23 protein-coding genes and 1 pseudogene are annotated in these 22,227 nt (G+C 55.9%); 13 read left to right on the top strand and 11 right to left on the bottom strand.

Annotated elements, in window-relative coordinates; genetic code table 11:
* Nucleotides 1-38 precede the first annotated feature (38 nt).
* Together AB4090_RS04320 and AB4090_RS04315 are read right to left on the bottom strand one after the other, a co-directional pair.
* The gene (locus AB4090_RS04320) at nucleotides 39-935 is read right to left on the bottom strand and encodes a YihY/virulence factor BrkB family protein (protein ID WP_369572632.1); all 897 of its coding nucleotides are present in this window, start codon (nucleotides 933-935) and stop codon (nucleotides 39-41) included.
* Nucleotides 928-1,611: a hypothetical protein gene (locus AB4090_RS04315; protein WP_369572631.1), complete on the bottom strand. Its 684-nt coding sequence runs from the start codon at nucleotides 1,609-1,611 to the stop codon at nucleotides 928-930. Before AB4090_RS04315 ends, AB4090_RS04320 begins: the two co-directional genes overlap by 8 nt.
* Before the next feature lie 464 nt (nucleotides 1,612-2,075).
* Here AB4090_RS04315 and AB4090_RS04310 point away from each other — a divergent pair, with 464 nt between their 5' ends.
* Complete coding sequence (locus tag AB4090_RS04310) at nucleotides 2,076-3,218, top strand: AAA family ATPase (protein WP_369572630.1); 1,143 nt, start codon at nucleotides 2,076-2,078, stop codon at nucleotides 3,216-3,218.
* A 150-nt stretch (nucleotides 3,219-3,368) separates the two neighbouring features.
* Here the strand turns inward: AB4090_RS04310 and AB4090_RS04305 are convergent, their stop codons facing one another.
* Nucleotides 3,369-4,238 carry a GyrI-like domain-containing protein gene (locus AB4090_RS04305; RefSeq protein ID WP_369572629.1) on the bottom strand — a complete coding sequence of 290 codons (870 nt, stop codon included), beginning with the start codon at nucleotides 4,236-4,238 and terminating at the stop codon, nucleotides 3,369-3,371.
* A gap of 182 nt (nucleotides 4,239-4,420) precedes the next feature.
* Here AB4090_RS04305 and AB4090_RS04300 point away from each other — a divergent pair, with 182 nt between their 5' ends.
* The 7 genes from AB4090_RS04300 (at nucleotide 4,421) to AB4090_RS04270 (ending at nucleotide 10,788) form a co-directional block, all read left to right on the top strand.
* Complete coding sequence (locus AB4090_RS04300) at nucleotides 4,421-4,717, top strand: WGR domain-containing protein (RefSeq protein WP_369572628.1); 297 nt, start codon at nucleotides 4,421-4,423, stop codon at nucleotides 4,715-4,717.
* 137 nt (nucleotides 4,718-4,854) lie between these two features.
* Nucleotides 4,855-5,472 carry a superoxide dismutase gene (locus AB4090_RS04295; RefSeq protein ID WP_369572627.1) on the top strand — a complete coding sequence of 206 codons (618 nt, stop codon included), beginning with the start codon at nucleotides 4,855-4,857 and terminating at the stop codon, nucleotides 5,470-5,472.
* Nucleotides 5,473-5,583: 111 nt separating this feature from the next.
* On the top strand, nucleotides 5,584-6,618 hold the full coding sequence (gene purM / locus AB4090_RS04290) for a phosphoribosylformylglycinamidine cyclo-ligase (RefSeq protein WP_369572626.1): 1,035 nt from the start codon (nucleotides 5,584-5,586) through the stop codon (nucleotides 6,616-6,618).
* Entirely contained in the window at nucleotides 6,611-7,270 is a 660-nt protein-coding gene (gene purN, locus AB4090_RS04285) for a phosphoribosylglycinamide formyltransferase (protein WP_369572625.1), read from the top strand. The genes purM and purN overlap by 8 nt, the downstream gene beginning before the upstream one ends.
* Nucleotides 7,267-8,022, top strand: coding sequence for a competence/damage-inducible protein A (locus AB4090_RS04280; RefSeq protein ID WP_369572624.1), 756 nt, complete (start codon nucleotides 7,267-7,269; stop codon nucleotides 8,020-8,022). Before purN ends, AB4090_RS04280 begins: the two co-directional genes overlap by 4 nt.
* 21 nt (nucleotides 8,023-8,043) lie before the next feature.
* Nucleotides 8,044-9,459 (top strand): chloride channel protein, encoded by a 1,416-nt coding sequence (locus AB4090_RS04275; protein ID WP_369572623.1) that lies wholly within the window; start codon nucleotides 8,044-8,046, stop codon nucleotides 9,457-9,459.
* Between the two features lie 300 nt (nucleotides 9,460-9,759).
* Complete coding sequence (locus AB4090_RS04270; protein ID WP_369572622.1) at nucleotides 9,760-10,788, top strand: IS110 family transposase; 1,029 nt, start codon at nucleotides 9,760-9,762, stop codon at nucleotides 10,786-10,788.
* 368 nt (nucleotides 10,789-11,156) lie between these two features.
* Here the strand turns inward: AB4090_RS04270 and AB4090_RS04265 are convergent, their stop codons facing one another.
* From AB4090_RS04265 to AB4090_RS04230, 8 genes and pseudogenes are all read right to left on the bottom strand, one after another.
* Nucleotides 11,157-11,405, bottom strand: coding sequence for a hypothetical protein (locus tag AB4090_RS04265; RefSeq protein ID WP_369572621.1), 249 nt, complete (start codon nucleotides 11,403-11,405; stop codon nucleotides 11,157-11,159).
* Nucleotides 11,406-12,154: 749 nt separating this feature from the next.
* Nucleotides 12,155-12,349 carry a DUF2283 domain-containing protein gene (locus tag AB4090_RS04260; RefSeq protein WP_369572620.1) on the bottom strand — a complete coding sequence of 65 codons (195 nt, stop codon included), beginning with the start codon at nucleotides 12,347-12,349 and terminating at the stop codon, nucleotides 12,155-12,157.
* 136 nt (nucleotides 12,350-12,485) lie between these two features.
* A complete protein-coding gene (locus AB4090_RS04255; RefSeq protein WP_369572619.1) occupies nucleotides 12,486-12,740 on the bottom strand; it encodes a toxin-antitoxin system HicB family antitoxin in 255 nt (84 codons plus the stop codon).
* A 252-nt stretch (nucleotides 12,741-12,992) separates the two neighbouring features.
* Nucleotides 12,993-13,247 carry a ribbon-helix-helix domain-containing protein gene (locus AB4090_RS04250; protein ID WP_369572618.1) on the bottom strand — a complete coding sequence of 85 codons (255 nt, stop codon included), beginning with the start codon at nucleotides 13,245-13,247 and terminating at the stop codon, nucleotides 12,993-12,995.
* Nucleotides 13,244-13,666, bottom strand: a complete 423-nt coding sequence (locus AB4090_RS04245) for a putative toxin-antitoxin system toxin component, PIN family (RefSeq protein WP_369572617.1) — start codon at nucleotides 13,664-13,666, stop codon at nucleotides 13,244-13,246. The genes AB4090_RS04250 and AB4090_RS04245 overlap by 4 nt, the downstream gene beginning before the upstream one ends.
* A 226-nt stretch (nucleotides 13,667-13,892) precedes the next feature.
* The gene (locus tag AB4090_RS04240) at nucleotides 13,893-14,360 is read right to left on the bottom strand and encodes a DUF29 domain-containing protein (protein WP_369572616.1); all 468 of its coding nucleotides are present in this window, start codon (nucleotides 14,358-14,360) and stop codon (nucleotides 13,893-13,895) included.
* Between the two features lie 192 nt (nucleotides 14,361-14,552).
* Nucleotides 14,553-14,672: pseudogene (locus AB4090_RS04235) on the bottom strand (ISAs1 family transposase); the annotation flags it as partial.
* A gap of 138 nt (nucleotides 14,673-14,810) precedes the next feature.
* Nucleotides 14,811-15,728 (bottom strand): LysR substrate-binding domain-containing protein, encoded by a 918-nt coding sequence (locus AB4090_RS04230; protein ID WP_369572615.1) that lies wholly within the window; start codon nucleotides 15,726-15,728, stop codon nucleotides 14,811-14,813.
* Between the two features lie 171 nt (nucleotides 15,729-15,899).
* Between AB4090_RS04230 and AB4090_RS04225 the strand changes: the two genes are divergently transcribed.
* The 5 genes from AB4090_RS04225 to AB4090_RS04205 all read left to right on the top strand — a co-directional run bounded on the left by AB4090_RS04225 (nucleotide 15,900) and on the right by AB4090_RS04205 (nucleotide 22,225).
* Entirely contained in the window at nucleotides 15,900-17,285 is a 1,386-nt protein-coding gene (locus AB4090_RS04225) for an MFS transporter (RefSeq protein WP_369572614.1), read from the top strand.
* 20 nt (nucleotides 17,286-17,305) lie between these two features.
* A complete protein-coding gene (locus tag AB4090_RS04220; protein WP_369572613.1) occupies nucleotides 17,306-19,153 on the top strand; it encodes a chloride channel protein in 1,848 nt (615 codons plus the stop codon).
* 32 nt (nucleotides 19,154-19,185) lie between these two features.
* Nucleotides 19,186-20,088 (top strand): sulfotransferase, encoded by a 903-nt coding sequence (locus AB4090_RS04215; RefSeq protein WP_369572612.1) that lies wholly within the window; start codon nucleotides 19,186-19,188, stop codon nucleotides 20,086-20,088.
* A 12-nt stretch (nucleotides 20,089-20,100) separates the two neighbouring features.
* The gene (locus AB4090_RS04210; protein ID WP_369572611.1) at nucleotides 20,101-20,574 is read left to right on the top strand and encodes a hypothetical protein; all 474 of its coding nucleotides are present in this window, start codon (nucleotides 20,101-20,103) and stop codon (nucleotides 20,572-20,574) included.
* Between the two features lie 208 nt (nucleotides 20,575-20,782).
* Nucleotides 20,783-22,225: a cytochrome ubiquinol oxidase subunit I gene (locus AB4090_RS04205; protein WP_369572610.1), complete on the top strand. Its 1,443-nt coding sequence runs from the start codon at nucleotides 20,783-20,785 to the stop codon at nucleotides 22,223-22,225.
* Nucleotides 22,226-22,227: the final 2 nt, after the last annotated feature.

Here is a 22,227-nt window from a genome sequence, read left to right as displayed (position 1 = left end):
TTATGGCAAAGAATCATACTGCAAATGTCTCGCCCGTGTTATCCGGCATCTTGCACTGGTGGCTCCACTTGATGCTTGCGGTAATGTGCCGCCGCAGCGGTTTCCGCACCAAACAACACCGCCAACCAAGTCAGATACAGCCAAAGCAGAAATACCGGCAACAACCCCAAGGCGCCGTACAGTGATTCAGTAATGGAGTAGCGGATATACAGCGTCAACAAAAATTTTGCCAGGCTCAATAATAATGCGGCGGTCAATGCCCCAAGCAAGGCATCTGCCATGTCTACATGCGCTGCTGGCAATACCCGATACAAGACCCAGAAAATCACCACCTCCACAACAAACGCAATCAAGTCGTTGAGTTGCTCCGGAAATACTGGCCAGACACCAACCCGCGCCAACCAGTGTTGTACTGGGCCCAAGGAAAGAATGAGCACTGCACTTGCGATAGGCCCCAATATAAGCAAAAAAATATAACGTAACGGACGTAGCCAGTGGACAAGAACCTTTTCGCCCCAAATTGCATTGAAATGCCGTTCGATCTCGTGGATCAGCAAGAGAGCGGTAAACAGCAAACCAATGACCCCGTACCAGCCCAAACTGGCACCTCGGGAAGCAAGAAGATTGAGCCAATGAATTACCGTATCGCCTACTTGCGGGAGAAAACTCTGAAACACATAGCGATCGATGAGTCGTCGTTTGTCCTCAGCAAAACCGATGATGTTCCAGAGGCTAAAAATCACTGCCAGCAAGGGAACAATGGCGAGGAGCGTGGTATAGGCGAGCAATGACGCACGATCGATACAATCATCATGCCAAAACCCCAGCCCAGCCCGAATGAAACGGAACACCATCTGCCGCCACCGGGGCGACTGGGGCTGCGGGTACCAACGCTCGGATAGCGCCTTTGCCCCATCGTTCAATAAATCAGCCATGCGTCTGCTGCCGAAACAGTCGCCATTGCACCACATTAGGTGTGACTTGGCGTTGCCACAGCCAGCCCTGAAACTCTTCGATCAAACTACTGAGGGCACTCATGTTGCGTGTTTCCCAGCGTAATAGGTGCCGCCGCAATGGCGCCGCAAAGGGTGTACCAAACTGTGTCGAAATTTGCAGTATCAACTGGTCAAGCTGCTTTTCTTGTGGACGCTCCAACCGGTAGCTGCTAAAGGACGTCAAACGGCTGTCCCAATCGGCAAGCAGCCAGCGCGGTCGTGGCGCAACACAACTGACCAACCACGGCAAGCCCTGCTCCAAACGGGTATTAAACAGGCAGAAAAGCTCTTCCTCACGCCCTGGATTCCCCGCCCAAGCATCAATATTGTCCAAGCAGAGAAAGGGGGCGGCGCTGAGATCCAAGACTTTGTCATCCACGGCCGTTCGGCAATCCACATAGGGAGCCCAAGCACCTCCGGCAAAGGCAGCCCAAAGTAAGAGGTGCGTCTTGCCGACCCCCATCTCTCCGTACAGACAGAGCGCGGCGGAGCCTCTGCGCAGCAAGCGAATTGCCGCCAGGGCTTCTTCATGCAGACCGGGAAGATTGGTCATTCCCGCAAGTTGCCGTGGCTGCAACGGCAAAAGCTGCTGACCCACTATGGAAGATAGCGCCATAATTAAGGGACATTCGCTAACAGAACGAGCTAGCAGTGTAGCAGTCCTGGCCCGGAGTCGAAACCAAAGCACTCGTCCAGCCGACCCATCCATCAAGGACGAGGCACTCGCTGCGTTACAAAAAGGACAGGCCCGTGCCTTGCGGGGACGGGGGCAGCAGCCAGTGCAGACACAGCAGCCCGTGCCGCAGCCAGTCTATAAAAACCGTCCCAGGCCCCGTTGAGGGGGGCGGCGTAAGCCGCCTGCCTCAACCACATGGCAGAAAAAATATCCCCCGTTTCGGGCTCAGCGCGTCACTGTGACGCCCGCCTATTCTCGCAAACCGTTCTCGTATCTGGCCGCCAGAACTGACGAGTTTCGAGAACAGCCAGAACGCCATCGGCTGGACGGATGGCTCTGTTGAATTATCTCGTTTTATCCGTATAATAGATAATTATCTATTGTGGCGATAAAACAGGATAAATATGACCGTGGACCCTTGGCACTACCCCCGCACGGACTTGGCGGATCAATACCTGAAAACGCTGGATATCGGCCTCATCAAGAGCTTGGCGCTCTTCGCTCAGCGACGTATGGGCAAGACGGAGTTTCTCCGCAAAGACCTGGTCCCAGCCGCCGAGCGGGCGGGGTATATCACCATTTACGTGTCCCTGTGGGAGTCCAGAGAAGACCCCGAAGCCGTATTACTGGACGCCATCCAAAAAGCCGCTGAAGGGGAGGGGATTATACCCGATATCCGGCGCAGACTCGGGCGGCCCGGCTCAAAAATAGGCGTCGGCGCAAATGCCGGAACAGTGGGTGCCCAAGCCTCGTGGGAGCAGGGAATAGCAGAAGTCAGCAACCGAATGCTGGATCTCCGCCAGTGGATGAACACCCTGGCCCAGAAGAAAAAACCCACACTGCTGCTTGTGGACGAAATCCAGTCGCTGGCGGACGAGAAGCGGTACGGCGCACTGGTGGCCGCCCTGAGAAGCGCCCTTGATAAACATGGAGACCAAATCAAAGCCGTATTCACGGGGTCGTCGAGCGAAGGGCTGCAGCGCATGTTCCAGAAAGAAAAAGCGCCACTCTTCCAGTTCAGCCATCAAATTCCATTCCCTCAGATGGGCCCAGAGTTCGTGCGGCACATGCTCCGCGCATTTACCAACGCGACCCAACGGCAATTAAATGAAGCGGAGGCATGGCAAGCATTTATCGACTTGGCGCTGGTGCCCGAGCATTTTCGGTTGATGATGGCGAATATGGTCCAGTTGGGCAGCACCGATATTGCCACCGCACTGCAGGAAGTTAAAGCCGCCATACAGGAGTCGGCTGAATACCCCAGCCGATGGGCGGAGCTGACCCCCATCGATCAGGCGGTGCTCAGCATAATAGTGGAGGGACAAAAGCCTTACGCACAAGAAAGCCGGGAACTCATCGCGGAGCGTATGGAGATTGCCGCAAAAGGCGTAACATCAGGCGTCATTCAACGGAGCTTAACCAGAATGTGCGCAAAGGGCGTAATCGCCACTACCGGCAACAGGGAATATCTGGTGGAAGACCGGGCGTTCGCCGCTTGGATAGAGCAGGCGGTACTGCAAATAAAAAACCCGGCGGAGCCGGGCTGAATGTCTAGAGAACACGAATAATGGGGTGTCCGAAAACTCATCTCTGGGGCAGTTTGTCCAGAAACCCCATCGGCACCACGGGAAACACTGGCCGCCGTTCAGGCCTCGGCGGGCGTGTCCATCAAACGATCGGTTTTGAACGACACGGGTTCACTTCAGCGGCAGGTAGATGTCTGTGATGTCGTTATCGGAGTCGGGTCCGGGAACGACGGTGACGTAGTGGAAGAATAACGGGAAGTCACGCGGCGTTTCTCCGCTGGTGGGCAGCCAGTCACGGTATAGTGGGTAGATAGTTTCACCCAAACGGTTGCGTTGTCCGAGGTGGCGCACGCGGGCGCAGCGTCCCCCAGGGATGAGATCCTCAACCACGCCCTGCGGATTGGAGGCGACCTGCGCTCCTTCGAGTAATTCGCCGCAGACGTCGAAGTGGAAATCGTTCGGTGCGGTATCTGGGTTATTGTGGGCGATACCGAAGGATTTGCAGCGATCCACCGGCGAGACACTGCTGGCTTGGCGCCAGGCGATGAAGGCTTGTACGGTTTGCGGCACTGCGCGCACTGGTCCACGAAATTTCAGCGCGGCAATGCGGGTGGCAGGAAACTCGACGATATCGACTTGCATGATGATGCTCCAGATAAAGGGTGAAATAACGAAGGCGGCATTCCAGGCATGCCACTCAGGCTGCTGGCGGAATGCCGTGGGACTTTGACCGAAAGTGCGTTTAAAAGCGCGGCTGAATGCCTCGGCGCTGTTGAAACCGGCTTGCAACGCGATGTCCAGCACACCGTCGGTAGGTTTACTCAGTAGCCGATGCGAGGCCCGGCGTAGCCGCATGTGCTGCACATAGCGCGCCACGCTCACACCGACATAGCTCGAGAAGGCACGGTGGAAGTGAAAGCGCGAGAAATGCGCGACTTCGCTCAGTGTCTCAAGGGACAACTCGTCGTCGAGGTGCTGTTCGATGTGAAGCAGCACGCGGTCGAAGCGTTTCGCATGGCGCTGGGCGGCGGAAGATTGCATGAGAGAATGTGTGTAAGTGGCGACGGACAGATGCATGGTTTCGTAGGAACCATGGTTGCTCCTGATCCGGTTTGCGCAGTTGCTCGCCCTATAAAATCATGTCCAACACGAAAATTTAGTGTAGCTTTTGGGTTGCCAATCAATGTTGCACAGCGCCCTGTACGCAGTCCTGCGGAAAAACGATGGCTGAGTTCCTGGATGCACCCAGCCCGGATGCCCAAGGTCGGGAATTGGCCTACCAGGTTGCCGACTGGCAGACCTGGGTTTGGGAGAAACGGGATCCTGAAAAGGGGCAGTTCCGCTATTACCGGCTCTCCCTGCAGCAGGCTCTCTGGGGGCACTGGGAGATCCTGCGGAGCTGGGGGCGGATAGGGCACCGTCCCACCCGTGTCGTCCAGACTTTTGTGGCGAGCCCGCAGGCGGCGGCGGCCCTGGTGGAGCAGGTCCGGCGGACCCGGCTGCGGCGGGGATATCGGTAAAACCGCGCAGTCTGTCAACGCCAACAGGAGAGCCAAAGCACTCGTCCAGCCGACCTCGTTATCGTTTGCAGGGCGTGCAGGTCGCCGACTACAATTTATTGATACTTGCAGTCCCACTCAGCGACAGGAGAGTAGCAATGTCTGAATACACAGTACGGGAAGAACTCAAGCCCAGCGGCCTTGACGGCATCAGCGATGATCAAATTACCGACCACTGGGGTCTGTACAAGGGCTACGTTGCACAAAGCAATGCCCTGCGCAAGGAACTGGAGGAGATGCGCGCGGCCGGCAAGGGCGCTTCTTTGACCTATGCCGACCGCCGTCGTCGCTTTGGTTTTGAATACAACGGCATGGTCCTGCACGAGTACTATTTTGCGCAGCTCAAGGCTGGAAGCAGTATGGATCATGCGCCCGGCTTCAAGAGCGCAGTAACCGAGCAATTCGGTAGCGCCGAAGCTTGGCATGAAGACCTGATGGCGGCTGCCAAAAGCCGTGGTATCGGCTGGGCAATCTGCTACTACGACACCACGACCGGCCAGATCAACAATCACTTCGTGCAATTGCATGAGGATGGCAATATCGGCGGCTTCAGTCCACTCGTGGTTGTCGACGTCTTCGAGCATGCCTACATGGTCGACTGGAAGGCCTTGGGTCGTGGCGACTACCTTGCGGCCCTGCACAAAAACATGAACTGGTCGCTCGTCGAAGCGCGCTTCCAGGCCGCCAAAAGTGGCCAGGCCTTCAAGCGCTTCTGAAGCCCTACTTTCTGTCTGTACAATACCCGCAGCGCCCTGCGGGTATTTTTTTGGCTTGCCGCGGGCGCGGTGGCTCCGTACCATCGTCCCATTATGCATGAGGAGCCCGCCGTGAATCCCAAAGATCCCCTTACTTACCAGCAAGCTGGTGTCGATATCGATGCCGGCAACCAGCTGGTGGACCGCATCAAACCTCTTGCCGCAGCAACCCAACGTCCTGAGGTATTGGGTGGGTTGGGCGGCTTTGGCGGCCTTTTTGCCCTACCGCAAGGCTATCGCCAACCGGTCCTGGTTTCCGGCACCGATGGCGTCGGCACCAAATTGCTCCTCGCCCTGGAGGCAAAAAAGCATGACGGTATTGGTATCGACTTAGTAGCGATGTGCGTCAATGACATTCTCGTTTCTGGCGCTGAGCCCCTCTGGTTTCTCGATTATTACGCCTGCAGCAAGCTCGATGTGGACGTAGCAGCGCAGGTCATTACCGGCATTGCCGAGGGTTGCCAGCAATCTGGCTGCGCGCTGCTCGGCGGCGAGACCGCAGAAATGCCCGGCATGTACCCAAACGATCACTACGACCTCGCCGGCTTTGCCGTCGGCATCGTCGAGCGTGAGGAAATTCTCGACGGCAGCCGCTGTCGGGCCGGCGACGCGCTGATTGGCATCGCGTCCTCCGGGCCACACAGCAATGGCTATTCGCTGATTCGCAAGATTCTGGTGCGGGCAGGGGCGCATCAACACCTACAACTGGACGGTGAGCCCCTTATCGACCAACTCCTGCGTCCAACACAGATTTATGTGCGTGCCATCCAATCCCTGCGCAGCGGGGTAGAAATCCGTGCGCTCGCTCACATTACTGGTGGCGGATTGACCGAAAATTTGCCGCGTTCCTTGCCCTCCGGGCTGGCCGCCGTCATTGATCCGCGGAGCTGGCCACGGCCGGCCATTTTTACTTGGCTGCAAGAGCAGGGCGATGTCGACAATGCGGAGATGCGCCGCGTCTTCAATATGGGCATTGGCATGGTCGCCATCGTTCCCTGGGAACAGCGCGAGGCCGCCATCCAAAATCTCGCGGCCAGCGGACAGGCCGCCTACTGTATTGGTCGACTCGAAGCACGGGAATCTGCTGGAGTTATCTATCTTGACTGAACAAAAGCTGCTGCTGCTGATTTCCGGGCGCGGCAGCAATCTGCGCGCTATTCAGCGGGCCTGCCAAAACGGCGATCTCCCCGCACGTATCAGCGCCGTCATCAGCAACCGGCCAAACGCTGCCGGCCTCGCCTGGTGTCGGGAGGCCGGGCTCGCCACGCGGGTAATCCCCCACCAGGTTTACCCGGACCGCGCAAGTTTTGATCAGGCCCTGGCGGCGGCAATCGATGACCACGCCCCAGACTGGATCATTTTGGCCGGCTTCATGCGCCAGCTCACCGACAGTTTCGTACAGCGCTATGTAGGCCGCCTGATCAACATTCACCCCTCCCTCTTGCCTGCTTTTCCCGGTCTCCATACCCACCAGCACGCCTTGCACGCCGGAGTACGCTGGCATGGGGCGACGGTGCATTTCGTCATCCCGGAACTGGATGCTGGCCCGATCATCGCCCAGGGCATCGTTCCCATCCTCGCTGACGATAATCCAGAAACCCTGGCGGCGAGGGTTCTGGATTTGGAGCACCAACTCTACCCGCAGGCGCTGCGGCATCTGCTACGCGGCGACTGTGTTCTAAAAAATGATCGGGTGGTTTGGCAACGCGGCTATCAGAGTCCAGACTTTTCCGGCTGTAACCCAGGGGGAAGTGCATGACCGGGCACCTCGGCATCATTATCGTGGGCTCTGAGATTCTCCTCGGCAAGCGGGAAGACCGTCATTTTGCCCGCAGTCGCGCGCAGGCTCTGGCACGCGGCTACGAGCTGGCCTGGAGTCTTTTGCTTGCCGATCGCCTAGAGGATCTCGTTACGCAGTATCGTTGGGCATTTGCGCAAGAGTGCCCCTTTTTTTCCTTTGGCGGGCTGGGTGCCACCCCCGACGACCTAACGAGGACAGCGGCGGCAATAGCGCTGGAACTGCCGTTGCAGCGTCATCCCGAAGCCGAACGACTGATTCGCGATCGCTTTGCCGACGGCGCAGAACCCATTCGTATCCGTATGGCGGACTTACCCAGCGAGGCCAGCATCATTCCCAACCCCATCAATCAGGTCCCGGGATTTCAGCTACGCAACGGTTATTTTTTTCCAGGGTTTCCGCAAATGGCAGAGCCCATGAGCGCTTGGGTTCTCGAACGAGATTTTCCTGTGCGTACTCCGGCGCTGCAATTGCGGGTACTTTTACATGGACAAAAGGAAAGCGACTGGGTGCTGTTCATGGAGCAGTTTTGCGCTGGGCATCCGACAATCGAGTTTTCCAGCCTACCAAGCTTTCTGGCCAGTGGCACACAAATCGAATTAGGTCTGCGCGGCAATCCACCAGCTTTGCGCGATGCGTGGCAAATGTTACGGACAGAGATCGAGCATCGCGGCGTGGATTGGGAATGGCTAGAAGAACCGCAGTTGCCATGAGCATGGCCCTCTGATCAACCCATGGACGAGGAAAAAAGCAAAAAAAGCGAGTGGCATTTCTGGCATCCCGATCACGGCGCTTTTGCTGAGGGTCCCTTGCTTGCTCTGCTCGGCGCATTGATTGGCGTGTTGACGGGTATTGGCGCCGTTGGCTTCCACTATCTCGTGGCCCTCATCCACAACCTGGCGATCCTCGGTATTTGGGACATCCACGACCATCTGCATATCCACAGTCCGCCATCACCCTGGGGTTGGGCTTTGCCCATAGTCCCGGCCTTGGGTGGGCTGCTGGTCATTTTTTTAGCCCATCGCTTCGGATCGGGGGTGCAAGGCGCGGGTGTCAGCCAGGTAATCGAAGCCGCCTACACCCGGGAAGGCCGTATGGAGCGCAGCTTGGCCCTGCTACGTCCTCTGGCTACCGCCATTACCATTGGCACTGGGGGTTCTGCGGGACGCGAGGGGCCCGCCATGCAGTTCGGTGCGGCCATCACGGCGTGGCTGGATACGCTCTTCACCATGCCGGCACCCCGGCGCATTCACCTCCTTGGCTGTGGGGTGGGCGCGGGTATCGCTGCGGTCTTCAATGCGCCCCTGGGCGGCTGGTTTTTGGCGATGGAGATCATCGTCCCCGACTGGCGTCCATGGACCATTCTTTCTACTCTGGTTGCGACCATTACCGCCAGCCAGATCAGCGAATTCGTCTTTGGTAACTTTCATCTGCTGCCTGCCGTCACCAGTGTTCTTGCCAGCAAGGCCATTGATCTGCCTTTTTTTGTGATCCTGGGCGCCATCAACGCCCTTGCGGCAGTGCTTTTCATCGCCAGTCTTGGCGCCATCACCCAATACAGCGAAAAATTCCTGGGGAACCCCTATGTTCGTCATGCCTTGGGCATGTTCTTGGTGGGCCTATTGCTACTGCTGTGTTTTGCGTTAACCGGGCATTACTACCTGATCGGCGGTAGCTATGCGGGTATCGGTGACATTTTGCGCGGTGAGATCAGCGCCTGGGGCATCCTGTTGCTGCTGATCTTGCTCAAGCTCTTGGCGACCAGCCTGACCATTGGCTCGGGCGGATCTGGAGGGATCTTTTCGCCCTCCCTGTTTATTGGCGCTGGTACCGGCGCATTGTATGGCTTGCTATTACTGCACTGGCATATCTTATCTGCAAAGCTCATGGGCTTACTCGCGCTCTGCGGCATGGCGGGCATGGTGGCTGCCAGTACTGGGGCACTGCTGAGCGCCCCAGTCATGGCGGTGGAGCTGACCGGCAGCTATGAGGCTCTGCTCCCCGCCATGCTCACGTCCGTCACCGCCTTTGCCATCCGCCGTATGCTCCTGTCGGCCAGCATCTATACGCTGCCCCTACGCCGCCACGGCCTAGATGTGCCGGAAAATCATTATGTGATCGAGCAGGCAAAAAACGACGAAAAGCCCTGACTGACCTACCGCATACCCAGAAGGTGAACGTACAGGGGGGCCGATGTCAAAAGCGCCGACACCAAATCCTACGGGTGTGGTCGCCGCTGGAACCTTCCGGCAAAAACGCTGCACAGCCAGAATCGCCCTTCCGGTGCCCAAAATGCGTAGGACTGTGAGGACAATCGCAGATGGCATGGATGCCTCCCCCTACAGGACGGGCAGCGGGGAGATCCAGGAGAGGGAGTCCTCGCTTGCACCGAACGGCATCCAGGTGCCAAGGTGGAAATTCATCCACAAAAGGGTCAAGGAGGACTCGATATGCAGACTACTATTTATGGGCTGGATTTGGCAAAGCGGGTGATGCAGTTGCATTGGGTAGACATGGAGACGGGTGAGATCCACCGCAAGCCGGTGAAGCGCCAGATGCTCCTGGAGTTCTTCGTCAATCGGCAACCTGGCGTCATTGCCATGGAGGCCTGCGGTACGTCCCATTACTGGGCACGCGAACTGCGCAAACTCGGCCACGAGGTGCGCTTGATGGCCCCTCAGTTCGTACGCCCCTTCGTGAAGACCAACAAAAACGACGCTGCCGATGCTGCGGCCATCTGGGAGGCCGTACAGCGTCCGGGCATGCGTTTCGTGGCGGTCAAAACGGAGGAGCAGCAGTCGGTCTTGACACTGCATCGCATACGATCACAGTTGATCAAGATCCGAACGATGCAGGTGAACCAGATCCGCGGCTTACTGTACGAATTCGGTGCTGATTTACCGCAAGGCCGCCAACGGGGGCTGAAAGAGGTTCCAGAGGCTTTGGCCGATCTGGACGGGGCGGTATCGCCGATGATGCTGGAGACGATGCGTCGGCAATTGAACCGCCTTGAAGAGATGGACCAGGATATTGCGGAGATCGAAAAGCGTCTGATGCTATGGAAAAAAGACCAGGAGGCCGTGACACGATTAATGACGATTCCCGGCGTGGGGTTGCTGACGGCAACCGCCCTCATCGCCACCGTGGGGGATATGAAGACCTTCCATTCAGGACGGGAGTTTGCCGCGTTTCTGGGCTTGGTCCCTCGCCAGCGTGGAACCGGGGGCAAGGTCCGATTGTTGGGTATCAGTAAGCGGGGGGACACCTATCTGCGAACCCTGCTGATCCACGGAGCCAGGGTTGTCGTGAACTTCCAGATCAAGAACCGGAACCCCTGGATCGATAAACTCCTCAGCCGACGGCCACACAATGTGGCGGTGGTGGCACAGGCCAACAAGATGGCCCGAACCATCTGGGCACTGCTGGCGAGAGAGAGGAAATACGACGCGCATTACCCAGCGACAAAAGCGGTAGCGTAGTCGCAGTTACAGAATTGTTGAAGTTCAACAAAAGGAGTTGCGCAGGCTGATAGACGATTGATGGCAAAACAGGTCAGACCGTGGAAAGAGACATCCTGACTAATTCCTGTCCTTCGAGGACGTATCGCAGATGAGGGCTCTTCCAGCGGATTCCATCAGGGCCAGCAGGCTTACCATCCTGCATCAAAGGCCGGATATAAGACTGCAACCCGACCTCAATATGCCAGATATCAAAATCATCTTGCTCACATGGAGGCATCCATATAGGAATTTGGGTTTGTCGGACTATTGCTTAATGACATCATAGTCATTAGATTGATTTCGTTGATATCTCAAATTGTATGGTGACAGCATGGCAGCGGTTACCGTTAGAAATCTGCCAGACGAGGTGCATCGCGCGCTTCGTGTGCGCGCAGCAACGCACGGCCGCAGCCCGGCACTACGCCGAGCTGGCCGTTATCGCCCGTGCCGCCGGCAAGGTTTTCCCCACGCCAGACGGCTACATCGCCGCTACTGCGAACGCTCGCGGCTTCACCGTCGCCACGCGCGACGTTGCGCCGTTCCCAGCGGCCGGCCTTAACGTCATCAATCCGTGGGAGCTCATGCAGTGACGGCACAGGGCAGAGAAGAGTTTCCCCACGGCGCTGCCAGTGTCGTGACGCCGGCGAGCTGGCTAGGTTGCCGAGCTCATTCCCCGCTGTTTACCGCACAAATCCCAAAAGTGTCCGGAAAGACTTTTGACCTGTGGCAGGGTGTCAATAAACCCCAGATTCGAGTCTAATCTGACGCGATTCCTGGGGGGTGCCTGACATCCGGTTGGGGTATACTCTAAGCAGGATGGATGCTGCATCCTGGTATGGCGCGGCTTCCGGTTACCCACTTGAAGAGGAACCGTCACATGATGCCACAACCACGTTATCGCTCATCCAGGTCTTCCACCATTGGTGACTTGTTGACCTTGGCCAGTCGGATACCATGGTGGCTGGATTTGGTCTTACTTCTTGTATCCTATGTGGGATTCCACATGTGGCACATTCACCTGCTTGCAAAGACTAGTTCAGCCAACACAATGGTGCAGCCTTCACATTCAATTAGCCCACAAGCAAATCTCAAAAACGCTATTCAGCATGGCTTCGCCAACGGATTTGTATTTGTGGGAGTAATTTTTACTGAGGTATTTCAATATCTAATACCAGTGGTATTTTTTATTGGTGGCTTAGTATCTTTCTTTCGTGACCGAGGGGTTCGCTCTAGGGAGAGAGATTGATGTTGGTACGGGCCCAGATCTGGCCGTGCGCGCGGTGTGTCGCCTTCCCACTTACCATAATCCGGCATTATGTGACATTGGCCGGGAGCGCCCCGGCGTTCACCCGTAAGCATACTCAATGGACTGTGGTGTGGCACCGGTCTTCGATGCCTGCAATATCTCGATCCCGACCACATTCCCCTCCTGGTCATAGTCCAGGATGACCCCAGGACGTATCTCTTCGCTCTCCATGACCTTTTGGTCTCTGATGCAGATGGTCAGGGCATCGGCTTCCGGATCGTAGCGTACCTTCATATAGCCCTCCAGTACGTGTCCGTCATCCCTGCCGTTTATCAAAAAGTCCGAAAACCCATAAAAACGGCGGTTATCGGACAGGTTTGGGTATGTCTGGCAAAGGTTCGTTTGCCGGACAGGCTTTAACAGGAATCCATTATCCACCCGGCATCTCGTCGCCAGGGAGCGGTGGTTTCTTCCCTACCTTGTCTAGGATTTCCTGAAAGTCGGCAGGATTTGCTCTGCTGGCTCTCTGCCTGAAGAAGTCGGCAGCGGTTTCCACTGCGCCGACCTTTTCAGCTAGTGCTACAGTGATCCACTGGTTGAGCGATACGCCATCCTCGCGTGCAAGACGTTGCGCAGCCGTCTTAAGCGACTGTGGCAGTTTAAGGGCATAGGCGGCCTTGTTCATTGGCGGACCTCCATCAAAAGTTGTTTGGGTAGCCATAGAGGAAGGTTGAAGCGCGGCGCAGCTACCGCGAAATGCGCCGTGTTGAAAGTGATTAAAGCTTGACGGCTTCACTTTTGAAGTGCAAAGCCGGAGATGTTCATACATGCAACACCAGCAATTGGGGGTCCCTTTCGGACACCTACTCCGGCCCCTGTCCGAAAATAGGCAAAGTGCCTTCTGAACGGGGGGCGAGATTCGGACAGGGGTTTTACATCATTCCGCTCCGCCCCGGAACTGCTGGCTGTTCCGCGCCCCATCCTCGGCCTTACCTAATAGCTCAAGCCCGCGAGAAGTCTTTCCCTGCCCACGAGCCGCCCTCAACTGGAATCGGGTTTCTGCATCGAAATCCGCCAGCATGAGGGTGGTCATTTCGTCGATAAGGCGACTCACGCTTACTTTGCGCTGCCTGGAAAGTTCCTTCAGGCGGCGATGTTTGTCATCCGGTAGCCGAACGGTCAATGCGCTCATGGTGTCATCTCCTGCAAGAACTGATCTGGGTTCACTGCTTCCAGACCGGAAAACCTTAACCCTTTGCCCTGTAAGTCACGCAGGTTGTGCGTGACAATCCTGGTGGCTCCACCTGCTACGGCAAGTTCTACCAGGTGATTGCCGCCCTCGTCCGGCAGGTTGGGCCGCCAACCGAAGTAGATGCGGGTCCACTGGCAGGTGGAAAGAAAAATATCAAGCAGATCTTCCCGTTCTGCCCTACTCAGGGGCGATCTCACGAAAATCTCGTCTCGCCCGAGAATGTCCTCGTATTCCATCAACAAAGCCGTCCCCATCAAAGGGGAGCATCGTCGGTGCAAACAGGAAGCGATAACCCCGCTGGATGCCTTGCTACCCAAGCAAGCGCCAACGAACACATTGGTGTCCACGACAATAATCATTCGTTGATGGTATCACATTTGACACCGAATGCACTCCTGGAAAACGCCGCGCTATGAGCAGAGAGCGCGGCCATGCGAACGGCATGAGGGTGGGGGTATAACCATCAAGACCTTTTGCGTCCTTGTGTCTCATGGCTGCTGACCTAGCCTGGGCAGAAGGCCTGATCCCCCCCGGGTTCATGGCCTGCCGGTCGGGCGCTGTTTTGAGACATTATGGTGAGGCTGTTCATTCGGGCATCCAGCCTTCCCACACTACATCGGCGACGTCCCACGGTAAGTCCTCAGGGAACACAACGAGGTCTATGCCGGTTTCCTCTGATGCCAGAATGGTCGCCTTGGACCATACAATGTCTAGCCACTCTGGATCATTGAATGAATGCTTCAGGCTGGGAGATCCCGCCAGTTCGTATTTCACATCCTTGCGTTGTGTCGTAATGGTGCGCTGCCAGCTTTTGCTTCTTAACGCTAGTTGGTATTGCCATTTCAGGAGGTGTGCCAAGAGTACAACCATGCGGCTCGCAAGAGCGCATTTTTCACTGCGTCCCAAGTCCTCTATCTCCTCGGCCAAGTGTAGGACGTCCACGCCTGAGATTTGCCCAGAACGAAGTATTGTTGCCTGCTGTTGCGTCCAGGCAAAGTAATCCCGTTCATACAATTCCGGTAGATGTTGATCAATCTGTCTGGCGGTGCTCATGGGCATGCCTCGTGCTGGCATGAATGGACTATGGGGAGCATAGGCGAAAGAAAGTGAAAGCAAAAGACGTTCAGGTCCCCGTCAAAGTCCTGCCCCCTGATCGTCGCTGATACCGAGGAAGCGGAGGATGCGATGCTGCAGGCTGGCGCAATACCGTTGTGCAGCGGGGATACCCTTTGCACCGGTCAGGCGTTGGAGAGAAATCGCCAGGTTGCGTAAAGAGGCCATGACCTGTGGGCCGGCACCGGTGCGGATGCAGGAACGGTCCTCATCGTAGATCACATCTCGGACCCAGTGGAGACGGTTTTCGATGGACCAGTGTCCGCGCTTTTCTCGGCGACCGCATGCAGGCCGACGACGATGCCTTCCTGGTGCAGAATCGCGCTGAGGAGATGTATACGGGACGCTGCCCGGTGTGACGTGCATTGCGCAGCAATTTTCCGCAGGCTGCTAGGCCATCCGCGGTATAGCTTCTTGCTGTTTTGTGGAGATTTGTAATAGATCTAGAAATGCACGCAGAACGCGCGATCGCTGGCCATCGGGCGGCACAGCGAGGTAGGTTTCCAAAACCAGGTTCGCAGCCAAGGGCATTTTTTGTAAACGCCAATCCTGCCGCCGATCAATGACGCTGCGGGGCATAAAGCCAATACCCAAACCGGCTTCCACCAGCGCACCAACCGACTCGACATCGACCACCTCAATGAAATGTGCCGGTTGAATATCTTTGGCCAATAACGCCTTTTCCAGTATCCGCCTTGTGCCAGAGGAAGGCTCTCGCCATACGAGTGGATAATCACGCAACTGTTCCAGGGAGATAACGGGTTGATGAGACAAGGGGTGGTCCAAAGGGAGCACCGCCAAAATGTCGTCGTTACGCCACAAGTATACCTCGTAGGATGTGGGTAGCTGAGGAGCTTCTGCGCCGTTTTCAAAAAAAATGCCATCGACTTTCTCGGCCAACAAGCCTTGCCAATACCGCTCCCCACTATGGATCAGTAAATTGATGTGGGGATATTTTTGTCGGAACTGGTGGAGGATGTGGGGTAAGTGATAATTAACGATCAAACTTGTCGATGCTAAGCGTAGGGTACCCAACTCCAGATTTTGTTTTTTTCTGACAAAGTCCTCCAACACCTGCATATTTGTGCGCAAGCGTTGAATCTCTGGCAACAATGCCAGCCCCATTTCTGTTAAGCGTAACTTTCCGTTTTCATGAACATACAGGGGCTCGCCGACACTTTCGTTGAGCTTGCGCAAACGCTCCGATATGGCGGGCTGCCCACGGTGTGAGCGGCGTGCGGTCTCGCTGACGCTGCCGGTTTCGGCAAGCACCAAAAAGGTCAATAGCTGCTCAGCATCCAGGGCCACAGGCCGCCCTCCACAGTGATGTCACGCTCAGACAGGGGTTATACCCCGTGATGTTATCATTTTCAATAATATATTATTCGATTAAATCGATTTTACTGAAGCGGTGCTCGCTTTCAGTATATGGTCTTTAAAGTAAGCATAATTCCTAAGTCTGTTGTCAGGAGAGTTTTCGTGTCCGCAAACGCTGCCCTCGACCGCCGTGAAAAGCGTGCCGTCTTTTCTTTAGCCGGAATATTTGGACTCCGGCTCCTGGGATTGTTCCTGGTTCTTCCGGTGTTCTCGGTCTACGCCCACGGCCTGCGCGGGGCGGCGATGCATCCCGCCCTGATCGGTATTGCCCTGGGTGCCTACGGCCTCACCCAAGCATGCCTGCAGATCCCATTTGGTAAGCTTTCCGATCATATCGGCCGCAAACCGGTCATTGCCATGGGCCTTCTCATCTTTGCCATAGGCAGTGTCGTTGCGGCGTTGGCCACCAGCATCGATGGCTTGCTCATTGGCCGTGTGCTGCAGGGGGCGGGCGCGGTGGCCGCCGCGATCATTGCCCTTACCGCCGACCTGGTGCGGGAGGAGCGCTGGACCAAGGCCATGGCGGTCATTGGTATCACCATCGGGATCAGCTTCAGTGTCTCTCTGGTACTTTCCGCACCCCTCGCCCATTTCATTGGGGTTTCCGGGATCTTTTGGGTGACTGCCGTGCTGGCACTCTTGGCCATTGCCGTGTTGTATCTGGTCATTCCGAGTAGTCCGGCCAAATTTCATCGAGATGCTGAACTAAATCCCGCCATGCTGCGCACGGTGCTGCGAGATGGCAATCTGCTGCGCCTGGACTTTGGTATTTTTTCGTTGCATACGGGCCTTACGGCGATCTTTGTCGTGCTGCCCCTGGTTCTGGTCGATCCGCGCCATCCCCTGCTATCGCTGGCGGATCAATGGACTCTGTACCTGCCGGTCATGTTGCTCTCCTTCCTTTTCATGGTGCCGTTGATTGCCATCGGCGAGGCCAAACGCAAATTGAAAGAGATCTTTGTAGTGGCCATCGTACTGTTGATCGTTGCCGGCGTGTTGATGGCAGTTTCCTATCACAGCCTGACCATGATAGCCATTGCCCTCTTTTTCTTCTTTGTTGGTTTCAATGTATTGGAAGCGAGCCTACCGTCCTTGATTGCCAAGTTCAGTCATCCCGGTGCCAAGGGTACCGCTACCGGCGTTTATACCTCGTCGGAATTTTTCGGTGCGTTTTGTGGTGGTCTGCTCGGTGGTTTGCTCTATATTCCAGAATCCCGCAATTACAGCGTTATTTTTTGGGTAGTGACCGGCATATTTGTGTTGTGGTTGCTCGTCGCCCTAGGCATGCAGCGTCCGCGCTACCTCGCTACCCGCATATTTACTCTACCTACTCGGCAAAACGCTGGATTAGAACAGCAACTTCTTGCTCTGCCTGGGGTAGCAGAGGTTGCCATCTTTGCCGATGAAGGGGCCATTTACTGCAAGGTAGATAGCAAGGTTTTTGTCGAAGAACAGGCACTAGTCATTTTACAAGCAGCAGGCGCATAAGTGAGCCAATGAGTCCTGCCATGCCGGCCTCCGTCGAAGGGAGCAGTAGCGATACCGGAGCCCTCCGCAGCCGTTGGCGCAAGGTCCGGCGCAATCCTTTTTTTCATTTTTTGCTGGCCATTTTTGTTGGCGTGGTGGCAGGCCTGGGGGCCGTGGTTTTTCGCCGGCTGATCGGCCTCATGCACAATCTCTTTTTCTACGGCCAGATCAGTTTTGTGTTCAACGCGCTACAACACGCTGCTCCCAGTCGCTGGGGGGCGGGCATCATCCTCGCCCCCATCATGGGTGGTCTGGTCGTTGTTTGGCTGGTGCGTCAGTTTGCCCCAGAGGCCAAAGGACACGGTGTCCCGGAGGTCATGGACGCCATCTATTATAAGGCTGGCGTCATTCGTCCGATGGTGGTCATCGTCAAGGCCTTGGCGTCGGCTATCACCATTGGTTGTGGCGGCTCGGTGGGGCGCGAGGGACCCATCATCCAGATTGGTGCTGCCTTTGGTTCGAGCCTCGCGCAATGGATTCGTTTGCCGGAATGGCAGCGCCTGGGACTCATCGCCGCCGGCGCCGGTGCCGGTATCGCCGCTACGTTTAATACGCCTGTGGGCGGGGTGCTTTTCGCTGTCGAACTGATGCTGGTGGAGATCAGCGCGCGTACTCTGGTGCCGGTGATGATCGCCACTGGCACGGCCACCCTGGTCTCTCGCTTGATACTCGGAAATTATCCCTCTTTCATCATCCCACCCGATATCATTGCCCAAACGGCGCATATGGATATCCGCAGTTATCTGGTTTTTGCCTTGCTCGGCATTATTGTCGGCGGAGTCGGCTTGTTTTTTACCCGCATGCTGTACTGGACCGAGGATTTTTTCGAGGGTCTGATCGCCAATGCCTATCTTCGCGCCATAGTAGGCATGGGCGCCGTCGGCGTAGGCATTTGGCTGATTTTCGTCGTCACCGGTCACTATTATGTCGAGGGTGTGGGCTACGCCACCGTGCAAGATGTGCTCAATGGGGTATTGTTGAATCCCGGCTTTCTCGCTTTGCTGGTATTGCTGAAAATTTTGAGCTTCAGCACGACGCTTGCTGCAGGGGGTTCTGGCGGGGTGTTCTCGCCGTCTCTGTACGTGGGCGCACTACTCGGGGCGGCGTTCATTCTGGTGATGAATGGGCTCTTTCCCGAGTTACAAATGCACCTCGCCACCGGTGCGGCGCTGGGTATGGCGGGTATGGTGGCCTCCTCAACGGGTGCAGCGGTTACCGGTGCGGTCATGATTTTTGAGATGACCAATGACTACCATATTATCGTCCCCCTGATTTTGGTGGCCTCCATTGCCTTTGGCATTCGCCGCATGGTTACCCGCGACAGCATTTATACGCTGAAGCTGTTGCGTCGCGGCCACTACATCCCCGAAGCGAGACACAGTAATCTGTATCTGATGCGCGCGGCCAGTAGCCTGGTCGAAACCCCATTGCTGCGCCTGCACGACCATCGTTTGCTCAAAGATTTACACCGCCTGCTGCGTCGTTATCCTCGCTTACCCCATATTCTGTTGATTCACAATGGTAAGCCCGTAGCGGCCATCGCCTCCCATCGGGTGCATGAGCTGCTCGCCCGACGCAATTTGTCCGCAGAAACACCACTGCTGGAGCTCGCCAGTACCGACTGGATCTTGTTACGCCGCGATGTGCAACTCTACGAACTAGTCGCCGAATTCCGCCGCAGCGGCGTGGAGATCGCCCTGCTCTGCAAAGGCGGTGAGATGCCGCAGCACTATGATGACATCACCGCAATGATCACCAGCGAGGACATCCTCGCCGACACCAGCCTGCCAGTGCTACTATTACATCCAGAGATGAAACCGGAGAAGTGAGAGTTGCGCGTTCTTGATCGTTCCCCTGCCGCATGAATAATGCCAGCAAACCCATCTGGCCAAACTTTTTCATTACCGGCACGGTAAAAGGAGGAACGACCTCTTTGTATCGTCACTTACAGAAACATCCTGATGTCTTCTTGCCTGCGTTCAAAGAACCGCACTATTTCGCCAGGATTCAGCCAAAGAATAGACATCTAATCGAACATATCACCGACGAAAATACCTACCTGAACCTCTACAGAAATTCCAGAACTTTTACTGCGGTTGGTGATGCTAGCACTTCCAACCTCTGGTGTCGCAAAGCCCCAGAGCGCATACACGCGGTCGCTCCCCATGCACGCATCATCATCCTTCTGCGTGATCCCATCAGCCGCGCGCATTCTCACTATCTGATGGAATTTCGCGAGGGGTTAGTCAACCAATCCTTTTCCGTAGATCTGCTCCACAACGACTTTTCGCAAAGCAGAAAAGGTTTGGGAATTTCCCACATGTACGTAGATCTGGGATTATATTACGAGCAAGTACGGCGTTACCTGCAGATCTTTGGCAAGGACCAAGTATTGATTCTGCAATTCGATGATCTCGTGCAGGAGCCCAGTTTGACCCTAAAAAAGGTGGCTGCCCATCTCCATATTGATCCCAAGCCATTTCAGGAGTTGGACCTGAGCGAAATACACAATGGCTTCAAGGCTCCCAGAAACAACTGGGCCCGGCGCTGTGCTGCGAGTCCCGCTGCACGTTGGATCGGTTACCATCTCATACCTAGAAATCTACAATGGTGGCTATATCAAAACATGATTTTGAAATCCGCTGCAAAGCCGCAGGTGGAACCCAACGTACGCCAATACCTGCAAGATATTTACACGCCTGACATCGAAAAACTGGAAGCCTTGCTGGAGCACAAGATGCCGACATTGCGATCTTCCTGGTAACTAATCAGCAATATGGCGAAGAAAAAAGCAGGTGGTTGGGGGATTGGAATCGTCGCCGCGGCAGCGGTAGTTGGAGCATTTTTGTACCTGACGGTACAACCAGCACCCAAGGTATCGCCTACTGTCAGCAAACCAACACCCACCCAAGCAATCGTCCACAATATAGTGCTCGGCAGCTATGGGTCGGCAGTGCGTCGCAACGGCCAGTTGCTGGCGCTACAAATTCACCCCATAGCCGAATTACAAGGGCCGCAAGATCAGTCGCCGCCCGCACTAAATGGCCCTACAGAGCAGGAAATCATTGGCAACCTTTTCCTGCGCTTCCCCGATCTGCTTGCGCTGCCGCAGGATTCCACCGCGCAAGCGCGCCTCGCCAACGAAATTCGCGTACAACTCAACACCCAGTTGGCGGCGCAACACTCAGCCTGGCACGTGGAAAGTGTGCAGCTCCATCCTAGCCTTGGACCCATCCCTCCAACCAACTGATGACCGGGCCTTTTCAACCGAAAAGGTTCATATAAACCACACAGAACGGTTGTTATGAACCGCCTAAGGGAGGGGCTCGTACTCATATAAAACGATAACTATATAATTATATTGATAACAAACTTTAGTGAAATACTCTGGTATGGAAGATGCTCCCTTGACTGTCGCAATACGCGAAACAGTCGTTTTCATCATTGAGGGAAACATCATGATTATCGAGAACACCCTCCCGATTCTGCTTAGTCGCCTGGACTTTGCCTTCATCACGTCCATGCACATCCTGTGGACGCCGGTGACTATCGGCATGTCCTGGCTGCTCTTCTTTTTGGAAGTGGCCTGGCTGCGCTCGGGGAACGAAAAGTGGTACCGCTTGCAACGCTTCTTTGAAAAACTCTTCATCGTCAACTTTGGTGCGGGTGTCGCCACCGGCGTCACCATGGAGATGGCCTTTGGCATCCTCTACGGGCCGTTCTCTCAGGCCGTCGGTCCGTTCTTCGGCAACATCCTTGGCTTTGAGACCATCACCGCCTTTATGTATGAGGCTGGGTTTATCGGCCTGATGATCTTCGGCTGGGGCAAGATCGGCAAAGGCATGCACCTTTTTTCCACCTTCAACGTCGCCCTCTCCTCCAGCCTTTCTGCCATGTGGATTCTAGTCGCCAATGGCTGGATGCAATCGCCGCGCGGCATCGTCTTGAAGGATGGCCTGTTTCAGGTCACTAATTGGTGGAATGCCATCTTCAACCCCAACTTCAATATCGGTTTCCCGCATATGTGGGTTGCTACCGTGGAGCTGTCGCTATTTTTCTTCGCCGCGGTCAGCGCGTGGTTCATCTTGAAGAATCGCCATGCCGATCTTTTTACCACTCTGCTCAAGCCAACCTTGCTCGCCTTGATCGTCATTACACCGTTACAGATTTTCATTGGCGACGAGTTGGGACGGGAAGTTGCCGCCGACCAACCAACCTCTCTAGCAGCGATGGAGGGGCACTATCACACCTATCTGCCCAATGGACAGGTCAATAGTGGCTGGCATGTGATCGCCATTCCAAACAGCAAAAACGATGGCAACGTTTTTTCCATCACCATCCCCTATGTGTTGAGTCTGTTGGAGACCCACACCCTCAACGGCAAAGTAACGGGAATGGATCAGTTCGCGCCCCATGATCGACCCGATGTTTGGGTGCCGTTTTACGCCTTCCGCGCCATGGTCGCGATCGGCTTCTTGCTCTTCCTGATGGCCTTGTGGGGAAATTGGCTGCGCCTGCGTGGGCAGCTCACGGCAGAAAACCTGCGTCGTCACCCCACCTTCCTCCGCCTGCTAGTATTCAGTGGCTTCTTACCCTACCTGGCGGTGTGGACCGGTTGGTGGACCCGTGAAATCGGCCGCCAACCCTGGGTAGTCTATGGGCTGATGCGCACCTGGCAGGGCGTCAGCCACATGGGCGTAGCCGCCGAATCGATCTGGTTTATCGGCTATATCGGCTTTGAGTTCATGGTCTGGGGCGGTGCCTGGTATTTCTTCTCGCGCATCGTCAAGAAAGGCCCGGATCTCAGCAGCCCGGTGGTTGGCAGCGAGCCGACCCACAACGCTGGTGGAGGCATGGCGCAGGCGAGTTTTGCCAAGCCCAGTCTCGACAAGAGCCGCTAAGC

The organism is Acidithiobacillus sp. IBUN Pt1247-S3, from assembly GCF_041146875.1.
Lineage (GTDB): Bacteria > Pseudomonadota > Gammaproteobacteria > Acidithiobacillales > Acidithiobacillaceae > Igneacidithiobacillus.
Note: the sequence above shows the minus strand (reverse complement) of the source record. Positions and strands in the feature narration are given on the sequence as shown.

Bases quoted from the DNA above. Each gene is read 5' to 3' on its own strand.
- AB4090_RS04320 (WP_369572632.1), bottom strand. From the start codon at position 935: ATGGCTGATTTATTGAACGATGGGGCAAAGGCGCTATCCGAGCGTTGG.
- AB4090_RS04315 (WP_369572631.1), bottom strand. From the start codon at position 1,611: ATGGCGCTATCTTCCATAGTGGGTCAGCAGCTTTTGCCGTTGCAGCCA.
- AB4090_RS04310 (WP_369572630.1), top strand. From the start codon at position 2,076: ATGACCGTGGACCCTTGGCACTACCCCCGCACGGACTTGGCGGATCAA.
- AB4090_RS04305 (WP_369572629.1), bottom strand. From the start codon at position 4,238: ATGCAATCTTCCGCCGCCCAGCGCCATGCGAAACGCTTCGACCGCGTG.
- AB4090_RS04300 (WP_369572628.1), top strand. From the start codon at position 4,421: ATGGCTGAGTTCCTGGATGCACCCAGCCCGGATGCCCAAGGTCGGGAA.
- AB4090_RS04295 (WP_369572627.1), top strand. From the start codon at position 4,855: ATGTCTGAATACACAGTACGGGAAGAACTCAAGCCCAGCGGCCTTGAC.
- AB4090_RS04280 (WP_369572624.1), top strand. From the start codon at position 7,267: ATGACCGGGCACCTCGGCATCATTATCGTGGGCTCTGAGATTCTCCTC.
- AB4090_RS04275 (WP_369572623.1), top strand. From the start codon at position 8,044: ATGGACGAGGAAAAAAGCAAAAAAAGCGAGTGGCATTTCTGGCATCCC.
- AB4090_RS04270 (WP_369572622.1), top strand. From the start codon at position 9,760: ATGCAGACTACTATTTATGGGCTGGATTTGGCAAAGCGGGTGATGCAG.
- AB4090_RS04260 (WP_369572620.1), bottom strand. From the start codon at position 12,349: ATGAAGGTACGCTACGATCCGGAAGCCGATGCCCTGACCATCTGCATC.
- AB4090_RS04255 (WP_369572619.1), bottom strand. From the start codon at position 12,740: ATGAACAAGGCCGCCTATGCCCTTAAACTGCCACAGTCGCTTAAGACG.
- AB4090_RS04250 (WP_369572618.1), bottom strand. From the start codon at position 13,247: ATGAGCGCATTGACCGTTCGGCTACCGGATGACAAACATCGCCGCCTG.
- AB4090_RS04245 (WP_369572617.1), bottom strand. From the start codon at position 13,666: ATGATTATTGTCGTGGACACCAATGTGTTCGTTGGCGCTTGCTTGGGT.
- AB4090_RS04240 (WP_369572616.1), bottom strand. From the start codon at position 14,360: ATGAGCACCGCCAGACAGATTGATCAACATCTACCGGAATTGTATGAA.
- AB4090_RS04220 (WP_369572613.1), top strand. From the start codon at position 17,306: ATGCCGGCCTCCGTCGAAGGGAGCAGTAGCGATACCGGAGCCCTCCGC.
- AB4090_RS04215 (WP_369572612.1), top strand. From the start codon at position 19,186: ATGAATAATGCCAGCAAACCCATCTGGCCAAACTTTTTCATTACCGGC.
- AB4090_RS04210 (WP_369572611.1), top strand. From the start codon at position 20,101: ATGGCGAAGAAAAAAGCAGGTGGTTGGGGGATTGGAATCGTCGCCGCG.
- AB4090_RS04205 (WP_369572610.1), top strand. From the start codon at position 20,783: ATGATTATCGAGAACACCCTCCCGATTCTGCTTAGTCGCCTGGACTTT.